The sequence below is a fragment of the Lewinella cohaerens DSM 23179 genome (genome assembly GCF_000379805.1).
GTDB lineage: Bacteria > Bacteroidota > Bacteroidia > Chitinophagales > Saprospiraceae > Lewinella > Lewinella cohaerens.
In genome coordinates this window covers 304,314-328,423 of the sequence record NZ_KB903554.1, presented here as the reverse complement: position 1 = coordinate 328,423, position 24,110 = coordinate 304,314, and the positions used below count along the sequence as shown (strand labels likewise).

At 45.8% G+C, this 24,110-nt stretch carries 10 protein-coding genes; 2 read left to right on the top strand and 8 right to left on the bottom strand.

Features of this window, described 5'->3' with window-relative positions; all coding sequences use genetic code 11:
• Positions 1-5,474 precede the first annotated feature (5,474 nt).
• The 5 genes from A3EU_RS0119225 to A3EU_RS35560 form a co-directional block, all read right to left on the bottom strand.
• A complete protein-coding gene (locus A3EU_RS0119225) occupies positions 5,475-6,068 on the bottom strand; it encodes a leucine-rich repeat domain-containing protein (protein WP_020537827.1) in 594 nt (197 codons plus the stop codon).
• Between the two features lie 146 nt (positions 6,069-6,214).
• Entirely contained in the window at positions 6,215-6,892 is a 678-nt protein-coding gene (locus tag A3EU_RS0119220; protein WP_020537826.1) for a T9SS type A sorting domain-containing protein, read from the bottom strand.
• Positions 6,893-6,928: 36 nt separating this feature from the next.
• Positions 6,929-8,797, bottom strand: a complete 1,869-nt coding sequence (locus A3EU_RS33080; protein ID WP_020537825.1) for a tail fiber domain-containing protein — start codon at positions 8,795-8,797, stop codon at positions 6,929-6,931.
• 177 nt (positions 8,798-8,974) lie between these two features.
• A complete protein-coding gene (locus A3EU_RS31090) occupies positions 8,975-12,058 on the bottom strand; it encodes a CRTAC1 family protein (RefSeq protein ID WP_020537824.1) in 3,084 nt (1,027 codons plus the stop codon).
• A gap of 312 nt (positions 12,059-12,370) precedes the next feature.
• The gene (locus tag A3EU_RS35560; RefSeq protein WP_425412713.1) at positions 12,371-12,769 is read right to left on the bottom strand and encodes a T9SS type A sorting domain-containing protein; all 399 of its coding nucleotides are present in this window, start codon (positions 12,767-12,769) and stop codon (positions 12,371-12,373) included.
• A gap of 4,985 nt (positions 12,770-17,754) precedes the next feature.
• Between A3EU_RS35560 and metK the strand changes: the two genes are divergently transcribed.
• Positions 17,755-19,008 carry a methionine adenosyltransferase gene (metK, locus tag A3EU_RS0119200; protein WP_020537822.1) on the top strand — a complete coding sequence of 418 codons (1,254 nt, stop codon included), beginning with the start codon at positions 17,755-17,757 and terminating at the stop codon, positions 19,006-19,008.
• A gap of 114 nt (positions 19,009-19,122) precedes the next feature.
• On the opposite strand, the gene A3EU_RS0119195 is transcribed toward metK, so the two are convergent.
• Together A3EU_RS0119195 and A3EU_RS0119190 are read right to left on the bottom strand one after the other, a co-directional pair.
• The gene (locus tag A3EU_RS0119195; protein ID WP_020537821.1) at positions 19,123-20,601 is read right to left on the bottom strand and encodes a T9SS type A sorting domain-containing protein; all 1,479 of its coding nucleotides are present in this window, start codon (positions 20,599-20,601) and stop codon (positions 19,123-19,125) included.
• 83 nt (positions 20,602-20,684) lie between these two features.
• Complete coding sequence (locus tag A3EU_RS0119190; RefSeq protein ID WP_020537820.1) at positions 20,685-22,211, bottom strand: zinc-dependent metalloprotease; 1,527 nt, start codon at positions 22,209-22,211, stop codon at positions 20,685-20,687.
• A gap of 195 nt (positions 22,212-22,406) precedes the next feature.
• Here A3EU_RS0119190 and mdh point away from each other — a divergent pair, with 195 nt between their 5' ends.
• The gene (gene mdh / locus A3EU_RS0119185; RefSeq protein WP_020537819.1) at positions 22,407-23,336 is read left to right on the top strand and encodes a malate dehydrogenase; all 930 of its coding nucleotides are present in this window, start codon (positions 22,407-22,409) and stop codon (positions 23,334-23,336) included.
• A gap of 142 nt (positions 23,337-23,478) precedes the next feature.
• On the opposite strand, the gene A3EU_RS0119180 is transcribed toward mdh, so the two are convergent.
• Positions 23,479-24,009 carry a DUF6794 domain-containing protein gene (locus tag A3EU_RS0119180; protein ID WP_020537818.1) on the bottom strand — a complete coding sequence of 177 codons (531 nt, stop codon included), beginning with the start codon at positions 24,007-24,009 and terminating at the stop codon, positions 23,479-23,481.
• Between the last annotated feature and the right edge of the window lie 101 nt (positions 24,010-24,110).

The following is a 24,110-nucleotide window of genomic DNA, read 5'->3' as shown; positions in this document are numbered from 1 at the left end:
CACTCAGGTCGTAACCTGCCGTACCTGCTACTTCTATAAATTCTCCAACATCACTGCCCGTATTATCATAGTGAATCTCATTGATGAAGATCACTGCCTCAGCAGCTACACAATTGTCCGTAGCNGTCAGTACAGCTGCTGCTGGTACCGCGTCACATTCTACCGTTGTATCGCCTGGCAAGGCTTCTACAAATGCAGGGTCTTCCGTATCCACCGTGAAGGTGAAGGTCTGATCACATGAAGACGTCTGTCCGCGATCGTCTGTTATGGTGTAGGTCCGCGTTACCGTGCGGATACAACCATTGTCAGCNGTCACATCGTTAGACGTCAATACCAGTGGGAAACAAGGATCAGCNGACACNGTCGGCCAAGCNNGGTTAGGGGTCATGCCACCGGCTACGTTGAAGTCCGTTGGTCCAGCAGGAGCAGGTACCGTTACATTACAGCCAGGAGGTAAACCGAAGTTATTCGCTGGACAGGTTAGTACTGGCGCATCACAGATCACAACTTCTACAACCTGCACTACTTGCTGAGTACAGCCAGGTGAGGCAGGCGTCGTGCCGCCATCAGGAGATATGCCACCGTTGCCATCATCGGCACCGTCAAAGGTCATCACCACAGTGTGTAGACCTTCGGTGTAAATAGATGGGTCAAACTCTGTCTCTGTCGGGCCGCCATCAACATTGAAGCTAATAGCATCAGCAGTACCGCCATTCGTATCGGTAGCTCCAAATACAATCACAGGGTCATCATCCTGAATGATGGATGGAAGGGCAGGATCAAATACCGGATTAGGGTATTGGCAGTTGTTGCTCACCGTTAAGGTAACATTCGCAGGACTGCCAGCACCAAAAGGTCCTTCAATCATCATGGTGTAGCCCATTGCATCAACATGCACAAAGGGTATTTCGTAAGTGCCAAGTCCAGCATTGTAAGTTAAGGTAACAGAACCATCACTAGCTATAGGAGCGCCTAAACTCTGGAGACCAATAGCTGGTACATTATAAGCATCAAAAGCACCTGTGGCACCAACTACCGTCCAAGTTTGGCCAGCAGGCAAGGTACCGTTGGCATTAGTAACGGAAACGAGTTCTGAGAACTGTCCGTCATCGCCACCGGTACCAGCATCTACGTCGATGATCGTCGCATTGTCCAGACACGCACAAGGATCGGTGAGTTCGAATTCACAGTCTGTAATGTCGATATCGCTGGTAGCTGAATTGCTACAGCCATTCGCATCNGTAATGGTGTAAGTAATGGTAATCGTTCCAGGGCCAGCAACCGTAGGATCAAGGAAATATCCTGTTCCCTGACCATTATCGGTAACGCCAGGACCGCTGTAAACACCGCCAGTAGGAGAACCACCCAAAAGCGTGATTGCCTGTATAGGCGCATCNACACAATAGTAGAGTGCTGTAGATAAACTTACTGTAGGCAAATCAAAGACTTCAANATCGTCTGATGCNCTACCGCTACAGCCGTTACCATCNGTAAAGTTGTAAGTGATGGTATGGGTNCCTANCCCAGCTGCTGCCGGATCAAAACTNTAGGTCATGCCGTTGCCGTCGTCGGTGACGCCAGGACCACTGTAGACGCCACCCGTTGGCGTGCCGCTGCCAAGACCAGCTTGTACGCCAGCATCAACACAAATATCAGCAGGAGCCGTAAAGGTTACCGTTGGTAAAGCAAATACTTCTATATCGTCATTGGCACTATTCGTACAGCCGTTTTCATCAGTATAAGTATAGGTAAGCGTATGTACGCCTACTCCTGCAATCGCCGGATCAAAGCTGTAGGTCATCCCGTTGCCGTCATCTGTAACACCAGTACCACTATAAACACCCATGTCACCTGCGACCGTACCCTGTGGAGGCGTGCCGCCACCGAGACCAGCTTGTACGCCAGCATCAACACATAGGTCGGCAGGAGCAGTGAAGGCGACGGTTGGAAGCGCGTTTACCGTAATATTAGTTACCGCAGTTGACGAACAGCCGTTAGCGTCGATCAGCGTATACGTAATTTGATTGTTACCAATGGCAGCCATACTGGCATCAAAGGTAAAAGAAGCACCACCGTTATCAGTGGATACTACACCAGGACCGCTATAAACACCGCCTGCGGGAGTAGCATTTCCAAATCCATTGGACATGAAGTCGGCGCAAACCGCTCCAATATCAGGTGTAAGATTGATAGCAGTAGGAGCAAAAACTTCTACATCATCACTAGTCACCATGCCTGCTGAGCAACCATTGGGATCCGTGTAGTCATAAGTAATGGTATGCGTACCCACACCAGCTGCTGCTGGGTCAAAGGAATAGGTCATGCCATTACCGTCATCGGTAACACCAGGTCCACTGTATATGCCACCTGTTGGCGTTCCACCTCCTACACTCGTTTGTACACCTGCATTTAAACAGATATCAGCGAGTGCGGTAAAGGCGACAACAGGAATAGGGAATACTTCAAAAGTAGCATCGGCAGAGTTCTCACAGCTATTATCATCGGTATAGGTATAGGTAAGTGTATGCACACCAACACCTGCACTAGCCGGATCAAAATCAAAAGTGCCGTTACCATTATCCGTTACACCGGGGCCACTGTATAGAGCAATGTCGCCATTAACGGAGCCATCAGGTGGACTGCCTCCTGATAAATTAGTTAATACACCTGCATTAATACAAGTGCCAGAGCCAGCGCCAGTAATCGTAAAGCTTACATTTGGTAAGGCAAATACTTCACGGTTAAGGTTGGCCATGTTCGAACAACCATTGGCATCTGTAACAGAATACATGATAGGATGAACACCTACGCCAGCACTAGCTGGGTCAAAGGAGTAGGTCATGCCATTGCCATCATCTGTTACACCAGCGCCACTATATACACCACCAGCAGGAGATCCGCCATCTTGGGCGAGTTGAATACCTGCATCTAAACAAGTACCGGTGCCGGTGGCAGTAAATGCAACATTAGGTAATGCAAATACTTCTATATCATCCATCGCTAAGCCTGCACAGGCTCCTCCGCCTACGGTATAAGTTATCGTAGTTGTTCCTACGCCAGCTACTGAAGGATTAAAACTATAGGTCATGCCGTTACCATCATCGGTAACACCTGCACCTGAGTATATACCTCCTGTTGGAGTACCACCTCCAAGGCCAGCTTGAACACCTGCGTCAATACATAGGTCTGCTGGAGCAGTGAAATTGGCCACACCTGGCGCAAATACTGATTCGTCGTCAGAAGCACTATTAGTACAACTATTCCCATCTGTAAAGGTGTAGGTAACAGTATGACTTCCAATACCTGCGGCAGCTGGATCAAAGGAATAAGTCATACCATTGCCGTCATCCGTAACTCCGGTACCACTATATACACCGCCTGTTGGCGTGCCGCCTGATCTACCGGCCTGAACACCTGCTGTGATACAGGTTCCTGTACCAGTAACGGTCATGGTAACGGTGGGTAAAGCGAATACTTCTACGTCATCAGTAGCATTNTTAGTACAACCATTACCATCAGTGAAAGTATAGGTAAGAGTATGGGTGCCAACACCTGCGCTAGCAGGGTCAAAGGAATAAGTCATGCCGTTGCCATCATCGGTAACACCTGCACCTGAATATGTACCTCCTGTTGGAGTACCACCACCGAGGCCATTTTGGACACCCGCATCAAGGCATAAGTCAGCGGGGGCAGTGAAGGTTACGTTAGGAAGGGCATTCACCGTGAAATTGGAGATACTAGTTGCTGAACAGCCGTTCACCGTAACGGTGTACATTATATCATTGTTCCCTATTGCAGCCATACTGGCATCAAAGGTAAAAGTCATGCCATTACCGTCGTCGGTTACACCAGGTCCGCTGTAAGTTCCGCCAGTAGGGGTAAAGTTTCCAAATCCATTAGAGGAAAAGTTTGCACATACGGCTCCAAAATCAGGCGTACTATTGATGACAGGAATTGCTAATACTTCTACATCATCACTGGCGCTGTTGGTACAGCCATTTCCATCCGTGAAGGTATAAGTAAGGGTGTGCGTTCCTACACCCGCCGCAGCAGGGTCAAAGGAATACGTCATACCGTTTCCATTGTCGGTAACACCTGTACCGCTGTAGACACCGCCTGTTGGGGTGCCGGTACCAAGGCCAGCTTGGACGCCAGCATTAACACAGAGGTCAGCAGGTGCAGTGAAGGTAACATTAGGTAAAGCGAATACTTCTACATCGTCCGTCGCCATGCCAGTACCGCTACCATCTGTAAAGGTATAGGTGATGGTATGGGTTCCTACACCCGCAGCAGCAGGATCAAAATCGTAGGTCATGCCATTACCATCATCGGATACACCAGGACCACTGTAAGTGCCACCTGTTGGTGTGCCGCCACCAAGGTTATTTTGTACGCCCGCGTCGATACACAGATCAGCAGGAGCGGTGAAGGTGACCGTAGGGCCAGCAGCCCCTAAAGTTACTCCACCAGTGAAAGGCGTTGTTGACAAAGCTAAATTTGTAGAAGCTGTAATGTTCCAGTTCGTGGCTACATCTTCAATATCGCTGGCATCTGTAGGTAGGTTACGTTTGGCAGGATCGTATTCTCCGTCGCTCGCGTTTAAAAAGATAATTACAGCATTGGGATGCTGTCCGCTAGGGTCGTCTCCTGATCCCACCCCTCCGTCAAACGTATTGGTAAAGACTAATGTAGAGTAAATTTCATCGACATTCGAAGTAGGATTGCCGGGAACGCTGGAGCTGAAAGCATGCAAAGCATCTGAGGCAGCAATACCAAAGTTTCCACCCGAGTGGGCTATCGAACCTCCAGCACCCGTAACGGTGAATGTGTTAGTGCCGGTTTCACTGACGAAAACTACTTCACCTTCCATCAATCCACCTGCTGGAGGAGTATAAGTAAGGAGTGCTTCACCAATACCAGCACAGGTGGCATCGAAATGAAACTGTCCATTGCTGCCACCAGCAGTACAGCTGCTCCTGTATTCCTCATCGGTGAAGTAGATGGTTTCCGTATCAGGTATCGCTTCGCCCGCTACGAAAGAAAAGCCGTCAGGACTACTACTACGAGTACCTCCGACAAAGGCTACTTTAGGAACTTGAGCCTCTACAAAGAGGATGCTTGCGAGGAGAACTATACCTAGCACGAAGGTTTTTTGGCATAGAATACCAATACGGCGAGGCACAGTGGGAAACTGTAAAAGTTGTTTCATGGTCGATTATAATTTGTTACACGAATAGGGGCCTGGTGACAGGGCCTAAGCTCAAAAAAACGGTGTTAGGCCGAAGCCCTTTTTTAGGTCTCTTTATAAAACTGCGGAAATCTATTCAAAAGAACAGGAGGAACTCGCATTCAAAAATTCTCCCAAAGCTAGCCAAATATGACAGGATATACAATTATTTAAGCGACTGAATTTAAAATGTTTTAAATGAACACCTTATCCTATCAAACTTCAATGTTTAAATCATGAAAATTGATTAGCGTCGGGTTCCCTTTTCGAGGCTTAGTCCGGTGGCTTTTTCAGCCCTTTCTATTTCTGTTTCAGAGAGGTGCTCATTAGGAAAAGCCAGGATGGATTGGAGTTTGGGCTGATGACGAACATCTAGCCCTTCAAGCGATTTTAAAGGGTTTTTAAAGCAGGAAATTTCCTGTAAATGGCTCAGAAGTGCTACTTCTGCAATGGATGAAATTTTATTTTTATGAATAAATAATTTCTCCAGATTTAGCATTTTTTCTACCCCGGAAAGGCTTTCTATCTTGTTATTATAAACGACCAATTGCTTAAGTTGAGTCAAGGTTGAAATCTCCTCAAGGGTGGTGATTTTATGGTGAATAACAAAGAGTAATTCGAGGCCTTTAAAGCCTTTGAGGCCGCTTAGGTTGGTAAGATCAAAGCCCATGTTAGGGTTTTCTGAACCAGGACTTGCAAAACGTAAAACAGGCATGGTCCAAAGGTCAAGAATTTCTGCATCAGTAGGAGTGTAGACTGTTCTTGCATGAAAAACAGCTTGGCTAAAAGCTAATTTCCATTGGTCTTCTAGCTGATTCCACCACGCTTGAGGTTGTTGCATCTTACTTAAAGCTTGTTAGTTTAGTTTGAATAGGGGAGGAGGCGCAAAAATAAGAAAGCCGCTTCCTAATTTTAGGAAGCGGCTTGACTTATTTTATACTATTTTGTTCAAAGGCGCTATTGAAAACGCCTCTATGCAAGTTGTAATTACTTGGTTACCACCATGATACGAGAGTCGACAATGTTGCCGTCTACATAAAGGCTGTAAACATAGTTGCCGGTGGCCAGTGATTGGGTATCCAACCGTAGGTTGCTGAGTCCCATTTCCTGAATCTCGTAAGTCTGAAGAACAATGCCCTTCAGGTCCGAAATCTCCACACGAGCGTCCGTCATGTTTTCCGGTACGTAATAACGGATGGTAGAATTGTCTACCACTGGATTTGGTGCATTCTGCAACAGGTAGGCATCATTGGCATCTAGGTTAGAAGCTTCGCAGCAGCTGTTAAGGCTTTTGCGGATAACTTCATTTTCACGACGCAACTCTTCATTAGCAGTCATCAAGACTTCCATCTGAGCAGTCAGTGCATTCAGTTTTTCAATAACCTGACGAGGTGAAGAAGAAACATAAAGTTCCTCTTTCAGTTCATCAAAATCTGCTGGAAAAACAGTAGTGGCTTCCTCCACTGCAGAACGATTCAGGCTTCCAGGGATATCCTGATCACTGCCTTTGAATACGTCACTGCTGGCAGGCGTTTCCGTTTTGTCAGTAGCTTGTGGCTGCTTAACCTCTTTGTCACGGCCGTTATTAAGCTCTGCGTTTTGTGCCCAAGTTAGCTGAAGCGAGCAGCTAGCAACCAGAAGCAACAATAATTTTATATTCTTCATTTTATTATTTGCGTTTGATTTTTGAAATAAGATAGCCTAGCGCTTTTCAGAAACGTTCTGACTTTGTGTGTCGGCATTCTGCTCAGTGACTTGAGCCTTCAGTACTTTAGCCAATTCGGCTACTTCCTGACGCAGCTGAGCTACTTCACTCAATTGAGCTTCTAGCTCGTTGATGCGCTCATCCTGGTTATCAATGATCGCTTGTTGTTCTTGAACAGCATTGATCAATATATAAGTAAGAGGTGTACCGTCTACGAAGAGATAGCCTTCTTCACTGCCTTCCGTAACTTTTACAGTATAAGGAGCGACCTCCCGAACCTCTTGGGCAATTAAGCCAATGAATTCCTGGTCAGTAGGCATGTCCATTTTACCATTGTAGTGGTAGCGCACCGGGCGAATAGCCATCACTTGCGCTAAACCATCTTCGAAGTCCTTGATGCCAGTCTTTAAACGACGATCAGAAGGAGCAGACCAACTACCACCACCGGGCTTCACTGCATCATCGGCAGCTAATTCCAACAAGTGGTCAGGGCTACCTTTACCAATACCTACCCGATTGTTGATACCATCTACCTGTAAAACAGTCGCATTGCCTGCACCCAGGAAGTTGGCACGATTAGTAAGCGCATAACGTGCATTACCATTTATGATGGTATTACCATTGATGGTCGCATTACCTGCATCCATCGTTAAGTTACCAGCTTCTACTCGAACATTACCAGACTTCACGTGTAGGGCTTCAGAAGGAGTTTGTGTTCCTAGACCAATATCGCCATTTGCAGCAACAAATAGCGAATTGTCAGGCGCTCCAGGCTTAATCTTGAAAGGCAATTTAGAGCCATTCGTTACGTCACGTACGAAAAAGTTCGTTTCGTTACCGGCAATATCCCAAGTTTGAGAGGTGAAACCACTAGAGCCATTTTGTTCTAGTCGCATGGTTGGAGAGTCTCCGTCGGTAACATGAAGTTCTACCACAGGAGAAGCTGTTCCCATACCAATATTACCACCACTTGCGTCAACGTGTAGTGCATTGTTACCTGCACCAGCTTCTACTCTGAACGGAGTAGTACCACCAGTTGCATCTTGGACAGCAAAATAGTTAGATCCGCCATTGTCTGAGTCATTAATGGTGATGCGCCAATCATTACTAGGGAAGCTGGCAGAAGCACTTGTATCATCAAAATGAACGCGCAGGTTGTTTTCTTTGAAGCGTTGTGTATCAAATCCAAAACTTTCACTTGAGTTACAGTCAATACCTACACAAAGGCTACCCTGAACAATTACATCGGTAGCAAAAACCTGCATATCTTCTTCTTCTAAAAGAGAATTGTCAATAGTTTGTGCATAAAGATCAGTCTCGAAATAGTTTACAGAAGCGTAAATAGCATCTGAAGAACTAAAATCGGTACGCTTGCCAAACATCGTTGGAGGAGGCATATCACCCTCATGACGACCAGGTGCTACAAACTTACCATCCTGTACACCGAAGTTGATGGTGTAAACATCAAGACTCGTAGGTAGTTGATGGTCTATTAGGTATTGGTTGATTGCTTCAGTATCACCTTTTTGACGCATTTCCATCATGTTCTGCTGGTGCTCTGCAGACAACTGAAAAGTAGGAGTGATACTTACTTTATAAGAACCATTCGAAAAAGCAGTACCATCTGCTTTTTGTGGGCTTAGACGAATATCTGAAGTATTTGCTACTTCAAACTGAGTGTGGTAAGCATTTGGACCAGAAATCTGCACCAGGTAAGTACTGGCAGCTGTTTCGTTCATGGTCAATTGCGTCTGGTCAGCCTGGACGTCAATGTCTTTGACGATTGGTGACTGCGCAAAAATTGATTGTCCAATTAGGCAGCAAGCTAGCATTCCTAATAGGCGCAGTTTATTAGCTGTCTTCATATGGGTTAATAATTTATGAGATGAATAATTTTGTAAAATATATTATAGAGACAATGCCTACTGTTTTAGTATAAAACGAGTACAGCTGTCTACTTTAATTCTAATTGCCAGATTTGTTTTAGGGGGGAAATCACAATAAAAGTAGTAAGATTTTCCGGGTTCAAGGGTAATCAAATGTTATTTTTGTAATATTTGATAGAATTTGTCTATTCCCAAATCAGATCTTTTTTCTTTTTGCCCATCAGGCCAAACAATTTCTAGCTCAAATCTTGTAGCTTCACCAAGCCCAAAATGCAGGGTTTTAGGATGCACCGAAAGGTATCCGTCTGTACTGTGTACCTCTCGCCAAAGTTGCCTTCCATCGGGCAGTGTTAGGATTACCTGCGCTCCAATAGCGTCCCGATTGATGCCCTCTTTTGTGGTGTGAAGCCTTAGGGATACCCAATGATATTGATTGCGTTCAGCCTGGTTGCGAAATAGTCGGGCACGTCCCTGGTATTCGTTAACGATAATGTCCAAATCTCCGTCTTTGTCAAAGTCAAAATAGGCTGCGGAACGCGAAGTACCTGAGTAGGCCAATTCTCCGGGAATAGTAGCAACCTGTAAAGTACCTGCGGTGTTTTCAAAAAGGATGTTGTTTTCCGCAGAACTGGTCGCAAAAGTAACATCTACTTCAGCACCGTCAGGGGAGGTGTAGTAGGGGTTTTCTGCACTATAAACACTGTACTGGTTCATACCTGTCAAACAATACAAATCCAGGTCGGAATCATTGTCATAATCAAAGAAATCAGCATCCCATGACCAGCCTGTAGAGCTGTATCCACGCCCAATGTTTGTCGCTTGTTCAAAGACAGGCGTAGCACCGTTTGCTTTGTTGGATACAAACAAATCATTGGCTTCCACTACGCGCATGGTCGCCAATGATTTGGCATCAAAATGTGCCCTGGTGTCTTCATTAGGAAGCACATACTTGTCGTCTTTTTCCATGACCACAATATTGGAAATGTAAAAGTCAGGAGCCAGGTCTCCATTGATGTCGCCAACCCCTACATTCATGGTGTAGCTGGGCTTGTCGGTGCCAATCTGATTACTGATGTCGGTGAAGGTACCATCTTGATTATTAAGGTAGTAGGAGTTGATGCCAAAGTCGTTGCCTGCTATCAAATCCTGCCAGCCGTCACCATTAATGTCTGTATGGCCTACGGCCTGTGTCCACCCTTGGTTTTCAACACCAGAACCGGCAGAAGCATCCACAAAACGGAAATTTCCCAGGTTGCGGTATAGTTTGTTTGGGCTGCCATTGGTGTTGTGGCGTTTCAAGGTTGGTAACTCGCCTTTTAGGTAATTACCAAAGTAGCCAATATAGATGTCTAGTAATCCGTCACGGTCATAGTCAATGACGGTTGCAGGGCCTGCAATTAAATCTGCTCCCCCTAGTTGGGCTTTTGCGGTCTGGTCGGTAAATTGCCAGTTGCCTTCATTCTGGAAAAGCCGGTGCTGATCATCGGCATAGATGATCAGGATATCCTGTTTCCCATCATTATTAAAGTCTGCGATCAATGGTTGCCGAGGCTCTGGATAAGTACCATCAGCTCGCTGCCAGTTAATGCCAGCGGTTTCTGTCATCGGGGTAAATGATTTTCCTTCGTCATTGCGATACAAGGTACAGCCCTGGCCACCCAGTAGTAGCAAGTCATCCCAGCCATCACCGTCTATATCTTCTGCGGCTACACCACCACCACCAAATGCGGGAGGAATAGATAACCGCGCCAGGTTTTCGTCTTCTTTTACCACATAGCCACGGATCAACCTACTGAGCCAATCAGAGTTACGGTGCTCAAAATTTACACCCATTTGATGACCTACTTCTACAAAAAGCTGATCGGTATTGATCGGTGCTCGGTTTTGAGCTGATGCCATTTGTGGTGCTTCTTTACTGGGAGGAGGTAGGGCTTCGTATTGTTGTAGATTGGCTTTGAATTTAAGGAAAGCCTCATTGAGGTTAGCGATAGCCAGCCGTTCCTGGTTTTGTGCTTTTGCATCTTCACCAGCTACCCGGAAAATCAGTACCGCAAACTGGGCAATACCTTCCACAAGCATCTCCAAAGCAAAGGGGTCGGGCAGTAATTTCAAGGCTTCCCCTTGGTCGTCCAGCGCAAACTTTAAGTACTGCCAGTGCAGGCCGCTGTCCCGAAAAGCATCCAGGTCATAAGCTTGGATAACTGTGTTGTTCGTCGGAGCCAAGCGAGGAAAATAATCTACATCTTCAAACGGATTGACGCTATGAGGTAAATAGTCCTGTACTGCTCGGTACACGTCTTCGTAACGGATATTACTTCTGCCCGCTGTTTGTGCCAAGGTTTGTGAATGCAGGAGTACTTCACCGCTGAAAGCGACCAGCATTTCTGTGAAATAATTCTTCAGCTCGTTCGACTCCTCCGTCGTTACAGGCCAGGGCATTTTTGAAAAGTAAACCTGCACATTACGTAAGAATACAGCTTGGCTAATCTGGTTGTAGGCTTGGTAGGCGGCTAGTTTTTGTTCCACCAATGGATAGATAAATGCAGATGGTTTTATGGACGAACCACCTAGCATTGGGCTGATCTCTACCACAGGGAATGACCACTTAGCAGCAGCTTCCAGTAAATGGGCGTCTTCAATCTGGTGGCTATTGTTTCGGCGGGCAATTTGGTCTGCTTGTTGTAATAAACCCAAAACAGAAATGTCAATGATTTTTTTAAAATATTCTAAGGTACTCCCTTCCAGAGAAGCCAGCTTCTGATCAGCCATTACACAGGATTGTTGTACCGCCAGAATAGCACGATAGGCATAGGCAATAGAGCTGTATTGCCGATAATCCCTGGCTGTAATCTGCATTTTTTGCCCACTGGGTAGGAGCAATTCTACCCCTTTGTCATCTTCCCGAAAAGCCAGCCGCTGAGCTACTACAGCTTTGAAAAGGTTCAACTCTTCGCTGTCAGGATTTTCTTCCTTGGCGTTGGTGTAAGCCATCCAAATATTCTGAACCAGGCTTTGCTGAAAATTGATGCGCTCTTTACGCGCGCCAAACGATAGGGGCGTGCCATAAAGAAAATCTTCCAGTCGTGAAGCCGTAGCATGACATTTGGGGTCTCGCGCACTTTCCAAGGTGCCAATTTCACTGAGAACAGGAGAATAGGCCGGGAAGTCTTGGGCATTAAGTTTGGAGAGAAAGAGTGTAGATAGGAGGATAGAACTAGCGAAGAGGAGGTGTTTTTTCATAGGAAGAAGGCTTTTGTTCGGGCTGCAAAATGGTCTTCCTGCAAAGTTACGATTTCTTGGGCAACTATTATGGGCCGTACCATCTCCCGACTGATGCAGTCGGGATCGGTACCAGGCTGTCCGCTCTTTCCGCTCCTTAGGGTCGGGTTTTAAACCCGACCCTAAGGAGCGGAACCACTTCCATCCTTCGCCCTTGGTCGCTCCGCGCCCCGAGCTCCGGCCTAAAGGCCTGCGCATCAAAAGAAAAGCGCTCTCAGGCAACAGAGGGTGCCCAAGAACGCTAGTTCGCAAAATCCAATACTTTTTATGTTCTTAAGGAAGCAACACCATCTTTTTGGTCAACGACGCATCCGCTGTGGATAGGGTATAACTGAGTACGCCTTGTGCATTCCCGAGTAGCTGACGGTTCAGCGCTACCAAATGTTCGCCAGCAGCATACTTGCCCTGGATTTGGTAGATGACCTGTCCTTGTACGTTTTGTACACTAAAGGTGATATCCTCCTCTTGTGTAAGTGTAAATCCGATCTGGCTCGATGTCCGAAATGGGTTGGGTGTATTTTGTTCCAATGAAAACGAAGCAGCAGCTTCGCTGGTGAAATTCAAGCCCAGACTAAGAAGCTCTTCCGCACGATAAGCTTCTGGGTTGAGGCTCCTCGATTCACGGATACCAAGGGCATCACTCAACTTAATATCTTCTTCTGCTTTCAGCATTAACGTAAAGAAAACTTGTTCACCATTCTTGTCCATAGAAGCAACACCCATTTGGTGCCAAGAGGCCAACAGTAAGTTGTCTTCCGTAGGAGCGTAGTTGAAGTTTTCTTCTTGAGCCAGGTTATAGGTCATGTCCACGATTGTTACACCATCTAGTGATAATGCCATTTGCCATCCATCTAAAGGCTCATCGCTTTCATTCCGAAAGACAACAGGGTATTCCTCCCCGGCAAGTAAAACCTGATCCGTTAGCGAAAAATTGACCTTGCCGTCTAAGGAACGATCTTGTTGAGCGTGGGCATTGGCGAGCACACTTTGATTGACATCACCAACTTTTACACCAACAAAATTGGCCAATACTTCTTCTCCAATGTTATTGTGGTTAGTGACCTCAGGGAAAAACTCCAGCCAAGGGTTGTTGGCTTCCGGAAAAGAATAGTCACCAGGAATGAAACGCCAGCTTGTATTGTTGGGAAACTCGGTATTGATCTGTAGTACCAGTTTACGGATTTGAATCAAATCCAGCGTAGAGATACTTTCCGATTTGTTGACATCTGCTGCAATCATTTTGTAAGGGCTGTCGAGCATCCGAATCCCCAGGATATGCTTGCTAATGAGCACCAGGTCAAAAGTAGTAACACCATTGGACGGGTTGGCATTCAAGTAAGGAATCACCGATACATCGATCCCTGTTTCCAGGTTGGTAAAGCTGTACATTCCAGCAGCTGTGGTCACGGTAGCTTGTGAGTAATTACCACTTATGTTGACCTCTACGCCTTCAATGCCTTCTGCATTTTCGGTAGTTATCAAGCCAGAGATGGTGCCGGTTACAGCTCCACAGTCGCTATGCTCTTGCACCTGGATGTAGGTTTCACAATAGTCGTAGTTGCCCTCTTGGTCAAAGGCATAAACATAGACAACAGTAGTTGTTTCATCATTTGAGGTAAGTACCAAGCCATTATCCGCAGGGTTAGGCACAAATTCAGGGTCTGCCTGAACGGTGCTGGCCCGATAAATAGCATAGCTGTTTACTTCGCGTAAGCCATCGTCTTCTAAAGGCCCTTGACCTGTGCAGTCGTAAATAGCAGAACCAGCAAAATCTGATGCCCAAATACTCATGGCACAACCGCCGTCAACTTGTGGCATCAGCGTTACCGTTAATCCGTTGATACAAATGGGAGCTGGCCCTTTTTCATCAATGACATCGAAGAGAATGGTTTTACTGGTTTGGTTACCGCAGCCATCTTCAAAAAGTACCCGTAAGGCATGGAATACGTTCTCACCCAGATCGGAAGGAATGATAGGGAACTCACCATTGAAATCAAAAGTACCATCCTCGTTGTCCGTTATTAATGGCAGCGCAGTTTCGTCTGCTACGAATTCTGTAGACTGTATGACGCCATCATTATTGGCGTCTACTGCAAATGCGTCTATAGATGCATCCACTAAACTGATCACCAAGTTGCCGTCACCGTCAAATAATTCGCATTCATCGGTAACGGAGAATGGAATACTTACAGGGGCCGTACAGTTGCCGAAAACGTCTGCGAATTGGCCAACGGCCAAATCAGGAGAGGCATCTGTGGGGCCGCCAAAGTAGCCTACTGACACAACAGGCGTAGCTGTATCATAAACTTTTATGAATTGGGTGTAGATGTATCGTCCATAATTGGCGAGCGTAGGCGAGGTATTGCTCAATTGAGAGTCTCCGTCACGGTCATTGTGTTTACGGTCAATAACCAGTCCGGTTACGTTATTGTAACGAACAACAGGACGTTCATTGCCTTCTACTGCACGATCCTGCGGTAGGGCTTCGCCATCATCTTCCGTCATTCGGTCGAGGGTGTAGCCTTCGTATTCGCCATCCCACAAACACCAATTAATTACATCGTAGGTCAGTGAGTATTTGTAACACTCATCCCCAGNAGCAGCAAAAATAACAGGGTCGCTAATATTGACCGAAAGGACATCACAGCCGAGCGCTTCCGTAATAATAGTAGGAACAATAGGGTCGCCACAATCTGCATCTGCATCTTCAGGGAAGTCAATAGTAAATTGGTGAACCTCGGTAATGGTAATAACTTGCTGACAACTATTGGTCGAGCGGAAAACTTCCGAAATATCAATGACTCCGTTGTCGTTTGCGTCTCCTTGGGGACGTAATTGCCAGGCTTCAAAACGACGGGTAATTGTACCCCATCCGCATTCATTGATACTGATGTTTGGCGTTCTTTCCACGATGGTGTCCACAGCGCAATTGTCGTTGCCAGTGGCACCGCCAAAGATACTTGTCATCATGGTAGAAGTTGCGGCAAAATCACTGAGATAGGCGATGCCAATATCTCCGGGGAAACTCAGTGGCAGTTCTACACAACTCAGTGAAACATCTTGAGGCGCAGTACAATGCGGGTTTAATTTATCTTCAGGGATGACCTCCAGCCAGCAAGTGTTGGTATTCTGAGCAGTATCGGTTACCAGCAAGTGGATTTTGATTGTTTCACCAATGTCTTCGCAAGAAAAATCTACGGCGTCCGTCCAGGCGGTGTCTTCGTCTCTGCGAATGGCCAGGCTAATGTCGCTGCAATGATCAGAGGAGCCTTCGTTGAGGTCTTCAGCACTGAGGCTGGCATGGCCGTATTCTCCGTTATTGATATCCCCACCTCCGAGAGAAACAATTATTGCATTAGTACAGGCGGCAGTAGGTGCAATGCGGTCTCTCACTTCCAGGATAACCTCTGAGCAGTTTTCGTTGCCACATTCATCAGTTGCACAGTACATAAGGTCATAATCACCGATTTGCAGCTGTACAAGTGTACTGGTTGTGCCACTCCAAACGTAGTTGCCTTCGGCATCATTTATCTGGGCCTGGATATTCTGGATACCTGAGCAGCCATTCCCATCACTCACAATTGGTGTGGGAACAACGATATTGGCTAAGCAACTTGCTGGCGAAGTGGAGAATTGGTAATATTCATCTGGTTCGCCATCGTGATCATAATCAGGAATATCGTAAGCTATAACAGGGCCTGTATAGTCGCCAACTGATATGATTTGATTGTAAATAATGGGATTACCTGGATCACACCAGTCAATAATGGTCCATTCTCTACGGAAATGGTAGGTGCCGGGGCAGGTAACAATACGTGGCTCGTCAGAATAGGAAGCACCGATATTACACACACTCTGATCAAGGTTATAAAAATTAATTCCGGTACTCAAGTAAGGAAAACCTGCATATTCTGGCGAGGGGTTGTCATCTGGTCCTCCTTGGTCGCCATCGGTAGGGAAACCTTCGTCGCATTCCATGATTGAAGTGAAGGGAGGAAGCGCAATGTCGTTTAATGTAGGCTTGCGAACAGTGATAATTTGGGTGCATTCAACGACTAGTGCAGGGTCTTCACAGTTGGAGTTGTACCGGTCTGCAATACTGAAGTGTCTGGTGATTGTCCAGTCTCCGCAATCTCCGTCTTCTTCTAGATCATCATAAACGGTAACGAGCATATCTCCACAGTTGTCTGTTACTTCTGGGAATCCGGTGAAGTTGAGTTTATTGCGAATGGCCTGCGGGATGCGGTAAGGGTCGTCGTAGTCAAGAATCAGATTTCCATCAGCATAGAGGCTATAAACATAGGTATTTGTTAGAACGACATCTTCAATGTCAAGGCAAATAAGTTCAGCAGCTAGTTGCACTTGTGATTTGCTGAGGTTGGTCACCCTTCCATTGTTATCTGCAAAAATGGCAATACCATAGCCTCCAGTTCCTACAGGTTCTCTGCTAGTCCAAACAAGGGTATAAGTCCGGTTGATTTGGAGGTTAAGACTTAGTCGAAAAGAAGGGTTGATGTTGGGAACAATAGGATCAAAATCGTCTACACTACCACTAAAAGTGTTGTCGGATTGAGCAATTAAATTTTGACAAGGATTTTCAGGAATGAAGTCACCTTGATAAAGGCCAATTAGACCATCATATTCTGCTGCACCAATGAAGGTGTAGATGTCGGATGAAGTAATGGTAAAGGTATGTACGTTGTAGTAGCGATCGCCATTAGGTAGGGGCGGTTCTATTTCTTGATAACAACTTTGTGAAGCAGGGCTGAAAGAGGGAGAATCGATAAACAACTCACCGCGAAAGACTTGCATATCGTTAAGGAGCACCGCTTCGCCGGTTCCTTCCGGACAAGTAAGTACTGGTGGTGTCTTGTCTTCGGCCAGGATTTCGCCCCAGCAGCTAAAGAGTAATTCATCGTTAAGGTAGGTATCCACACTGTAAGTGTGTGTACCGCAACCCGTAAGATAATCGGTTGCTTCGCCGTCAATGGTGATTTCAATAAGGTCTGCCGTTGAATAATCACCTGTCAGGATCATATCGGGTGAGACCAGCGCGCCACAATTCTCGTCAAGGGTAAGGTTTATGTCTCCAATACACCCAATTTGAGCATTGGCTTGGAAATAACTTAAAAAACTTAAAGCGAGGAATAGAAAGGCTGACAAGTAGTTCTTGTCTCGATGAGGTAATGGAATAGAAAAAAGGAGGCATTGGCAACCAGCCAAGCGAGGGGCGTTGTGTAGTTTAATCATAAATCGTCCTTTTGAAGTCGTCTCAGTGCAATAATTCAAAAACCAGTATTGAAAAGGTACCGCAAAATACCAGTAATGACAATACTGTATCAGCCTGGCTGACAGTGGATTAGACGATTGGACAATGTTGTATACCACTAAAACCCTAAGTGATTAGGAAGGGTACTACTTCTTGATAAGGGAAGTAAAAGCTAAAGCTAAAACTTTGATAAAGTATGTGGCTATAAAAATAAGGTTAGCAAATATAACTTTTTTCCTAAATATTAGGAATTAATAAGCTTCTTTTTTTATGATAGAACATAGCTGGTCCTTAACTGTTATTGTCCGTAAATAATTTATATTTTTGCGGCGCCCGGAACAAGGACATCACCCTCCGGACCATTGTAAGCGAAAGAAAATATCAGAATATGCCTTACCTCTTTACTTCAGAATCTGTTTCCGAAGGACATCCCGATAAAGTTGCAGATCAGATTTCCGATGCTTTAGTCGATCACTTTATTGCTTTTGATCCACAATCCAAAGTGGCTTGTGAAACATTGGTAACCACTGGCCAGGTCGTGCTTGCAGGTGAAGTTAAATCCAATGTTTACCTAGATGTGCAGCAGATCGCTCGCGACGTCATTCAACGCATCGGCTACACCAAGTCGGAGTATATGTTTGAGGCCAACAGCTGTGGTGTACTATCAGCTATTCACGAGCAGTCACCCGATATTAACCAGGGCGTAGAACGCCAAAACCCTGAAGATCAGGGGGCCGGTGACCAGGGTATGATGTTTGGTTACGCCACCAACGAAACAGAGAACTATATGCCGTTGGCATTGGATCTTTCTCACAAGATCTTGCAGGAACTGGCGGCTATCCGTAAAGGAGGTTCAGAAATGACCTATTTACGCCCCGATAGCAAGTCGCAGGTAACCATAGAGTACAGCGATGACCACCAGCCTCAGCGTATCGACTCGATTGTGGTTTCTACCCAGCATGATCCTTTCGGTGAAGACGAAAAGATGTTGGCGAAAATCCGGGAGGATGTCATCAATATCGTTGTCCCTAGAGTGAAGGCACAGTTGAAGCCTGAATTACAAGCCCTTTTCACCGATGAAATAACCTATCACGTTAACCCAACAGGTAAGTTTGTGATTGGTGGCCCTCACGGGGATACTGGTTTGACGGGGCGTAAAATCATCGTTGACACTTACGGTGGTAAGGGGGCACACGGTGGTGGCGCATTCTCAGGAAAAGATCCTTCGAAGGTAGATCGCTCTGCGGCCTACGCTACTCGTCATATAGCCAAGAATATGGTAGCTGCTGGCGTTTGTGATGAGATTCTGGTGCAGGTTTCTTATGCGATTGGCGTTGCTAAGCCCACCAATATCTATATCAATACCTATGGTACTGCCAAAGTAGAGATGAGTGATAGCGAGATTGCTAATAAGGTTAACGCAATTTTTGATATGCGTCCTTATGCTATCGAAAATCGTCTAAAGTTGCGTACACCTATTTACAGTGAAACCGCAGCTTATGGTCACATGGGGCGCGATTCCGAAACCAAAACAGTCCGTATGGTCAGTGGTTCCGGCGAAGTAAAAAATATAGAAGTAGAGACCTTTACCTGGGAAAAACTTGATTATGTTGATCAGGTTAAAGCTGCTTTTGGCTTGTAGGCAGGAGCATCGAAATGTCATGAAGGTTGGATGGTGGAAACCATCTTCTAAATTCAGGGGGCAGAACGACAATGGTTGTTCTGCCCCCTGTTTTAAAGCGTGTTTGGGAATTATCTAATGAACGATCAACTTGCGAACAGTCTGACGATCTTCTAGTTGTAATTGAATAAAATACAGGCCTGCTGGCAAGTCAGTGATATCCAATACTTGTTTTTGCATTCCTATATTGGTACGAAAGTTGCCGCGTTGCTGTAGGGTTCCTCTGCTGTCAATAAGTTGCCAATTAGCCTGTCCACTTGTGATTGTCTTTAGGCTGATGGTTATTGGGCCAGCTGATACGGGGTTTGGAGCAATGACCAGTGATTCTCCTGGGAGCAATTCATTGGTAGCAGTGGTGATGCCTGTGTCAAAGCTGGAAGAAGACGTAAAATCACTACAGGTATTGTAAATATTGAAAGGCTTGACTCGTATGTAGTGGGTACGATTGGGCTGTAAGCCGCTCACTTGAACACTTGCGCCCATCACGACCTGCTCTTCAAAAATAATACTGAAGATGTTAAAAGGATTTACTTGTACGATGTAGTGCGTGGCACCGGGTACGGGTTCCCATGTTAAGGTAACAGGATCACCTTCTGCCAATTCATCGGCGGCAGGCGTGATAAGATTAATATTCTCTTGATCAGCAATGATAATATCTTCAGCAACCGGAGGAATAGTCAATAAATTTGTGCGTACTTCCTCTACATTAGCTCGCATTGCTGCGATTTGATCGTCGGAAAAGGTGCTTTTGCATGAAGGGTTGGAGTATGACATAAAAAGCGTTCCGTCTGAAACAAAAGTTTCCCCGTTGGGGTCTGTCTGAACAGTACTTGACAGGCCATTACCATTACAGTTCCAGCGGTAGTTGAGGTAATCAGGAGGGGTGTCACAAAAACCATCGCCAGAGGAGGTGCAATTACTGCCGTCCAATTTCTCTACTTCCCAGCCTCCCCATTGTGTGGGGGCGGGTAGGCTATAGTTATGGTTTTCACCTTCCCAGCCATAAAAGGGGTGGGGTAGAGAGAGAAAATGACCTACTTCGTGTGCCCATGTATGGTCATAAGGACCAGTACAACTTTTAGATAAAGCAATACCATCTACACCGGGGAAGAAATAGCCACAATTACCCGCAGGGTCGTTTACGATATAGCAATTTATAGCATTGGGGTAATTGTTTTCAGCCATCATATCGTAACCAGCATCATATTCGTGTTCGTAATAGGCTGAATTATTGATATAGTTGATGGGATTGGCTAGAAAAAATTGGATATCTGCCTGAATAAAATCTTCATTAAGCGTACAAAAGGCCTGAAAGACAGCTTTTGTTGACATGTGCCCATTTTCTAAATCGTTACCGACTAGATGAACCTGAAGGGGTAGATAAATTACGTCATCGGTACGAGAGGAGCTGTTGATTCGGTTTTGGAAATCTCGTAACCAGGGGCTTACACCGATATTGGAGCCACAGGGAGCTAGTTCTTGTGCATTACTGCCTAGTGGTAAGAGTAGGCTAATCAATAAAAAAGAATAGAATGCTTTGTAGATAAACTGCATAGAATTGAGCGTTGATTTGGGCTAAAACAGACTGCCCTCTTCCGTGGTTTTGAAAGAGGGCAGTTTTTGCAAGCTAGCTGACTTTAATTGGCAACCACTATTTTTTGAGTTAATCTTCCTTTGTTAGTAGTAATCTGTAAAAGATAAATACCACTGGTAAGGCGATCAATGTTAAGATTCAATTGCTGGTCACCGGTTGTGAAATCATATTGGCGTTGAACGCCGGTAGGGCGGCCAGTAATGTCAAGTACTTCGATTTGGCCATTGAACGCTTCTTCGCTGCTGAGTCGAATTTGGAGTTCACTTTGTCCAAATACAGGATTGGGAGAAACGGTGAATGCTTCGACAAAATCTAGTGTTTCTGTGCTGGTCTCACCGATGCCTGTTCTGAAAGAGGTAAGGTCACTGGTTGGTGCACATCCAGACATGGCATTGAAAGGACGTACGCGCCAGTAATAGTTACGGTCTGCATCCAATTCCGTAATTACTTTGCTATTTCCGTAAACGATCAGGCGAATAGGGCTGATAGAGAATGTTGCCGTGCGGTCGATTTCCAAAAAGTAGGCTGTTGCACCAGGCACTGCATCCCATTGGAAGTTGACGTGATTGAAGGCGTCGGTAGTTTCTCCTTCAACAGGATAGTTAAGCGTTGTCGTTTCCGTAATTACAGGTACCGTGGGCACAGGGTCAAGGCGCAGGTAATTTCTGGAGAAAGAGTTCAAATCTTGCTGAACAGCTGCATTCTGCTGGTCAGAGAAGTAGTACTCATCATCTGGGCAGCTCAGGAAATAACTCATGTAGTTACGCTCATCGGGATCAATGGCATTACCTTGAGGATCTAGTACATTGCCGGTGAAATCACATCCGCTCCAGCCGAGGCCGTTGTTGTAGTCAGGAGGGGTGTCGCAAATGTAATCTCCGGCAGTCTCACAATTTGTGCCATTGGCCCGCTCAGTGGCAGGGGAATTACATGATGGGCTTGTAGGCGCGGGAACATTTTCTGTGTTATAGGCACCACATTCCCAACCATTAAAGGTGTGTTCAAGAGAGAAGAAGTGACCGATTTCATGAGACAAGGTTGCATCATTGTCACGGATATACGTTTTCGTGATTACAATCCAATCGCGGGGAATGTTGTAGTAGGCTAATGTTACGCCGTCGCCTGGGTTGTTGCCAGTATTTGCGCTTTCAACGATAAAAACATTCAGTGCACGGGAATCCTTCTGGATGGACATAACACTGTTCTGCGTGGCGCTATGATTTTCGTAAAAGGTAGTGTTATTGATGAAATTGATGCTACCTCCAGCGAGGAAGAACTGAATGTCATAGGGGGCGAAGTCTTCGTTTAGTTCGCATAGTTGATCCAAGACTTTGCTTACACTGATGCGCCCGCTACCATCATTTTTAGCACCAACATGAAAGCGAATAGGTACAAAGGCTACATCTCTTGGTGTAGGAACACCGTCCTTAACAGCCCTCAAGTTGTTGAGTAGGCGACTCGTCTGAAGGTCAAAACCCTCACTGTTTGGGTGGGTGCCACACAACTGCTGAGCAGCGAGGCTGGAGCTACCTAGAAAGAGGAAGCTTACAAAAATAATAAGTAGACGCATATGGTAAATATTTTTTTATCTAAATAGAGTGCAAAAATAGGAAAATATCCAGCAGACTCTATTTAAGGTAACGCCAAATGTTTGGTCTTTGACTGAACAAAGCGCAAAAAAATCGCTATGTTTGCCGCGCAAACAACAAACAATCGGCTCTTTTTAGAAAAAAACAGTAAAGCCGAAAAAACCAATAAGTGAAACATGAGTAAAGTAACCGTAGTTGGTGCCGGTAATGTTGGAGCTACCTGCGCAAACGTTCTAGCCCACAAAGATCTTGTAAAAGAAGTAGTTCTCCTGGATATTGTTGGCGATACCGCAAGAGGAAAAGCCCTTGATACTTGGCAGCAAGCTCCTATTGATTATTACAGTACCCGCCTAATGGGTACGGATGATTATGCTGATACTGCTAATTCTGATATCGTAGTTATTACTGCGGGTATCCCTCGTAAGCCAGGCATGAGCCGTGACGATCTTATTGCTACCAATGCTAAGATTGTACAGAGTGTGACCAAGTCGATCATGGAATACTCTCCTAATCCTATTATCATCATCGTTTCTAACCCATTGGATGTGATGACCTATGCAGCTCATACAGCTTCTGGTTTGGATCGCAGCCGGGTTTTTGGAATGGCTGGTATTCTGGATACTGCACGTTACCGTGCGTTTCTTTCTACGGCACTAGACGTTTCGCCTAAAGATATTCAGGCACTTTTGCTGGGTGGCCACGGTGATACCATGGTACCATTACCTCGTTATACTACTGTTGCAGGTATTCCCGTAACGGAGCTGATCGATGCAGAAAGCCTCGATGCTATTGTTGAGCGCACCAAGAAAGGTGGCGGCGAACTCGTTAAGTTAATGGGGACTTCAGCTTGGTATGCACCAGGCGCAGCAGCAGCTCAAATGGTAGAAGCTATTGTACGTGACGAAAAGCGTATTTTCCCTTGTTGTACTTTACTCAATGGCGAGTACGATCAAAATGAGGTTTACCTGGGCGTACCTGTGAAATTGGGTGCCAACGGTATCGAGCAACTCCTGGAAATTGATCTTAACGAAGACGAGCAGGAATTGATGAATACTTCTTCAAAGCACGTAAAAGCCGTAATGGACGTTTACGATGGAATGAAGTAGCTGTTGTAGTTATTATAAAAGCCCCTTCGAAATACCTTTCGAAGGGGCTTTTTATTGGCATATTACGAAGTAAGAACAGTTGTGGCCGTAATGTTTGAACCCCGAATAACCAACCTTTACACTTTTCTAACGCTTACACTGTTTACCTCCCACCAGGGATGGAGTCGAGTGTTCTGCTTTCCTCGTAGATAATTTCGCCTCTATCCAGTACTTGTTGCTGTTCTTGCTCCCGGCGTAGGTTTAAGAGTCCTTCTACAACGGGGCGAGGATCAAGGGGCTTTTTGTTGAGATGGCGATGGTACATCACCAATAGAAAACGTGTCATATCGTCGGGGTGGTAGAGGTTGAGTTGATTGAGGTAGGCGGTCAACCTTGAACCTCCGTAAAAGCCCCAGTTATGAGACATCCATCGGCCTAGTCCGAAAAAAGGCTTGGTAGCTGCGCCTTGTTCACTGAGTCGTTGGAAATTTTCTCTTCCCGATGCTTCTGATAATTGGTTGAGCTGATTGAAAACCTCCCCTAGATCATTGGGAATGTAAACGCCGAAAAGTCGTTCCTGTCGTACCCTCCACTCGTAGGAGGATTCATATTGCTCCTCTGTCGCGGCAGGGTCTCCCTGAGCAAAAGAGGGAATAGACAGCAATAAGAATAAGCTCAAAGTAAGGATACGCATGAACAAGGTAATTTTGGTTCGTGCTAACAACGAAATTTCTGGAGGGCTTGGTATTTGAAGCTGCCTCGCGCAGGCTACGGAGTGCAATTTTAGGTGCGGGG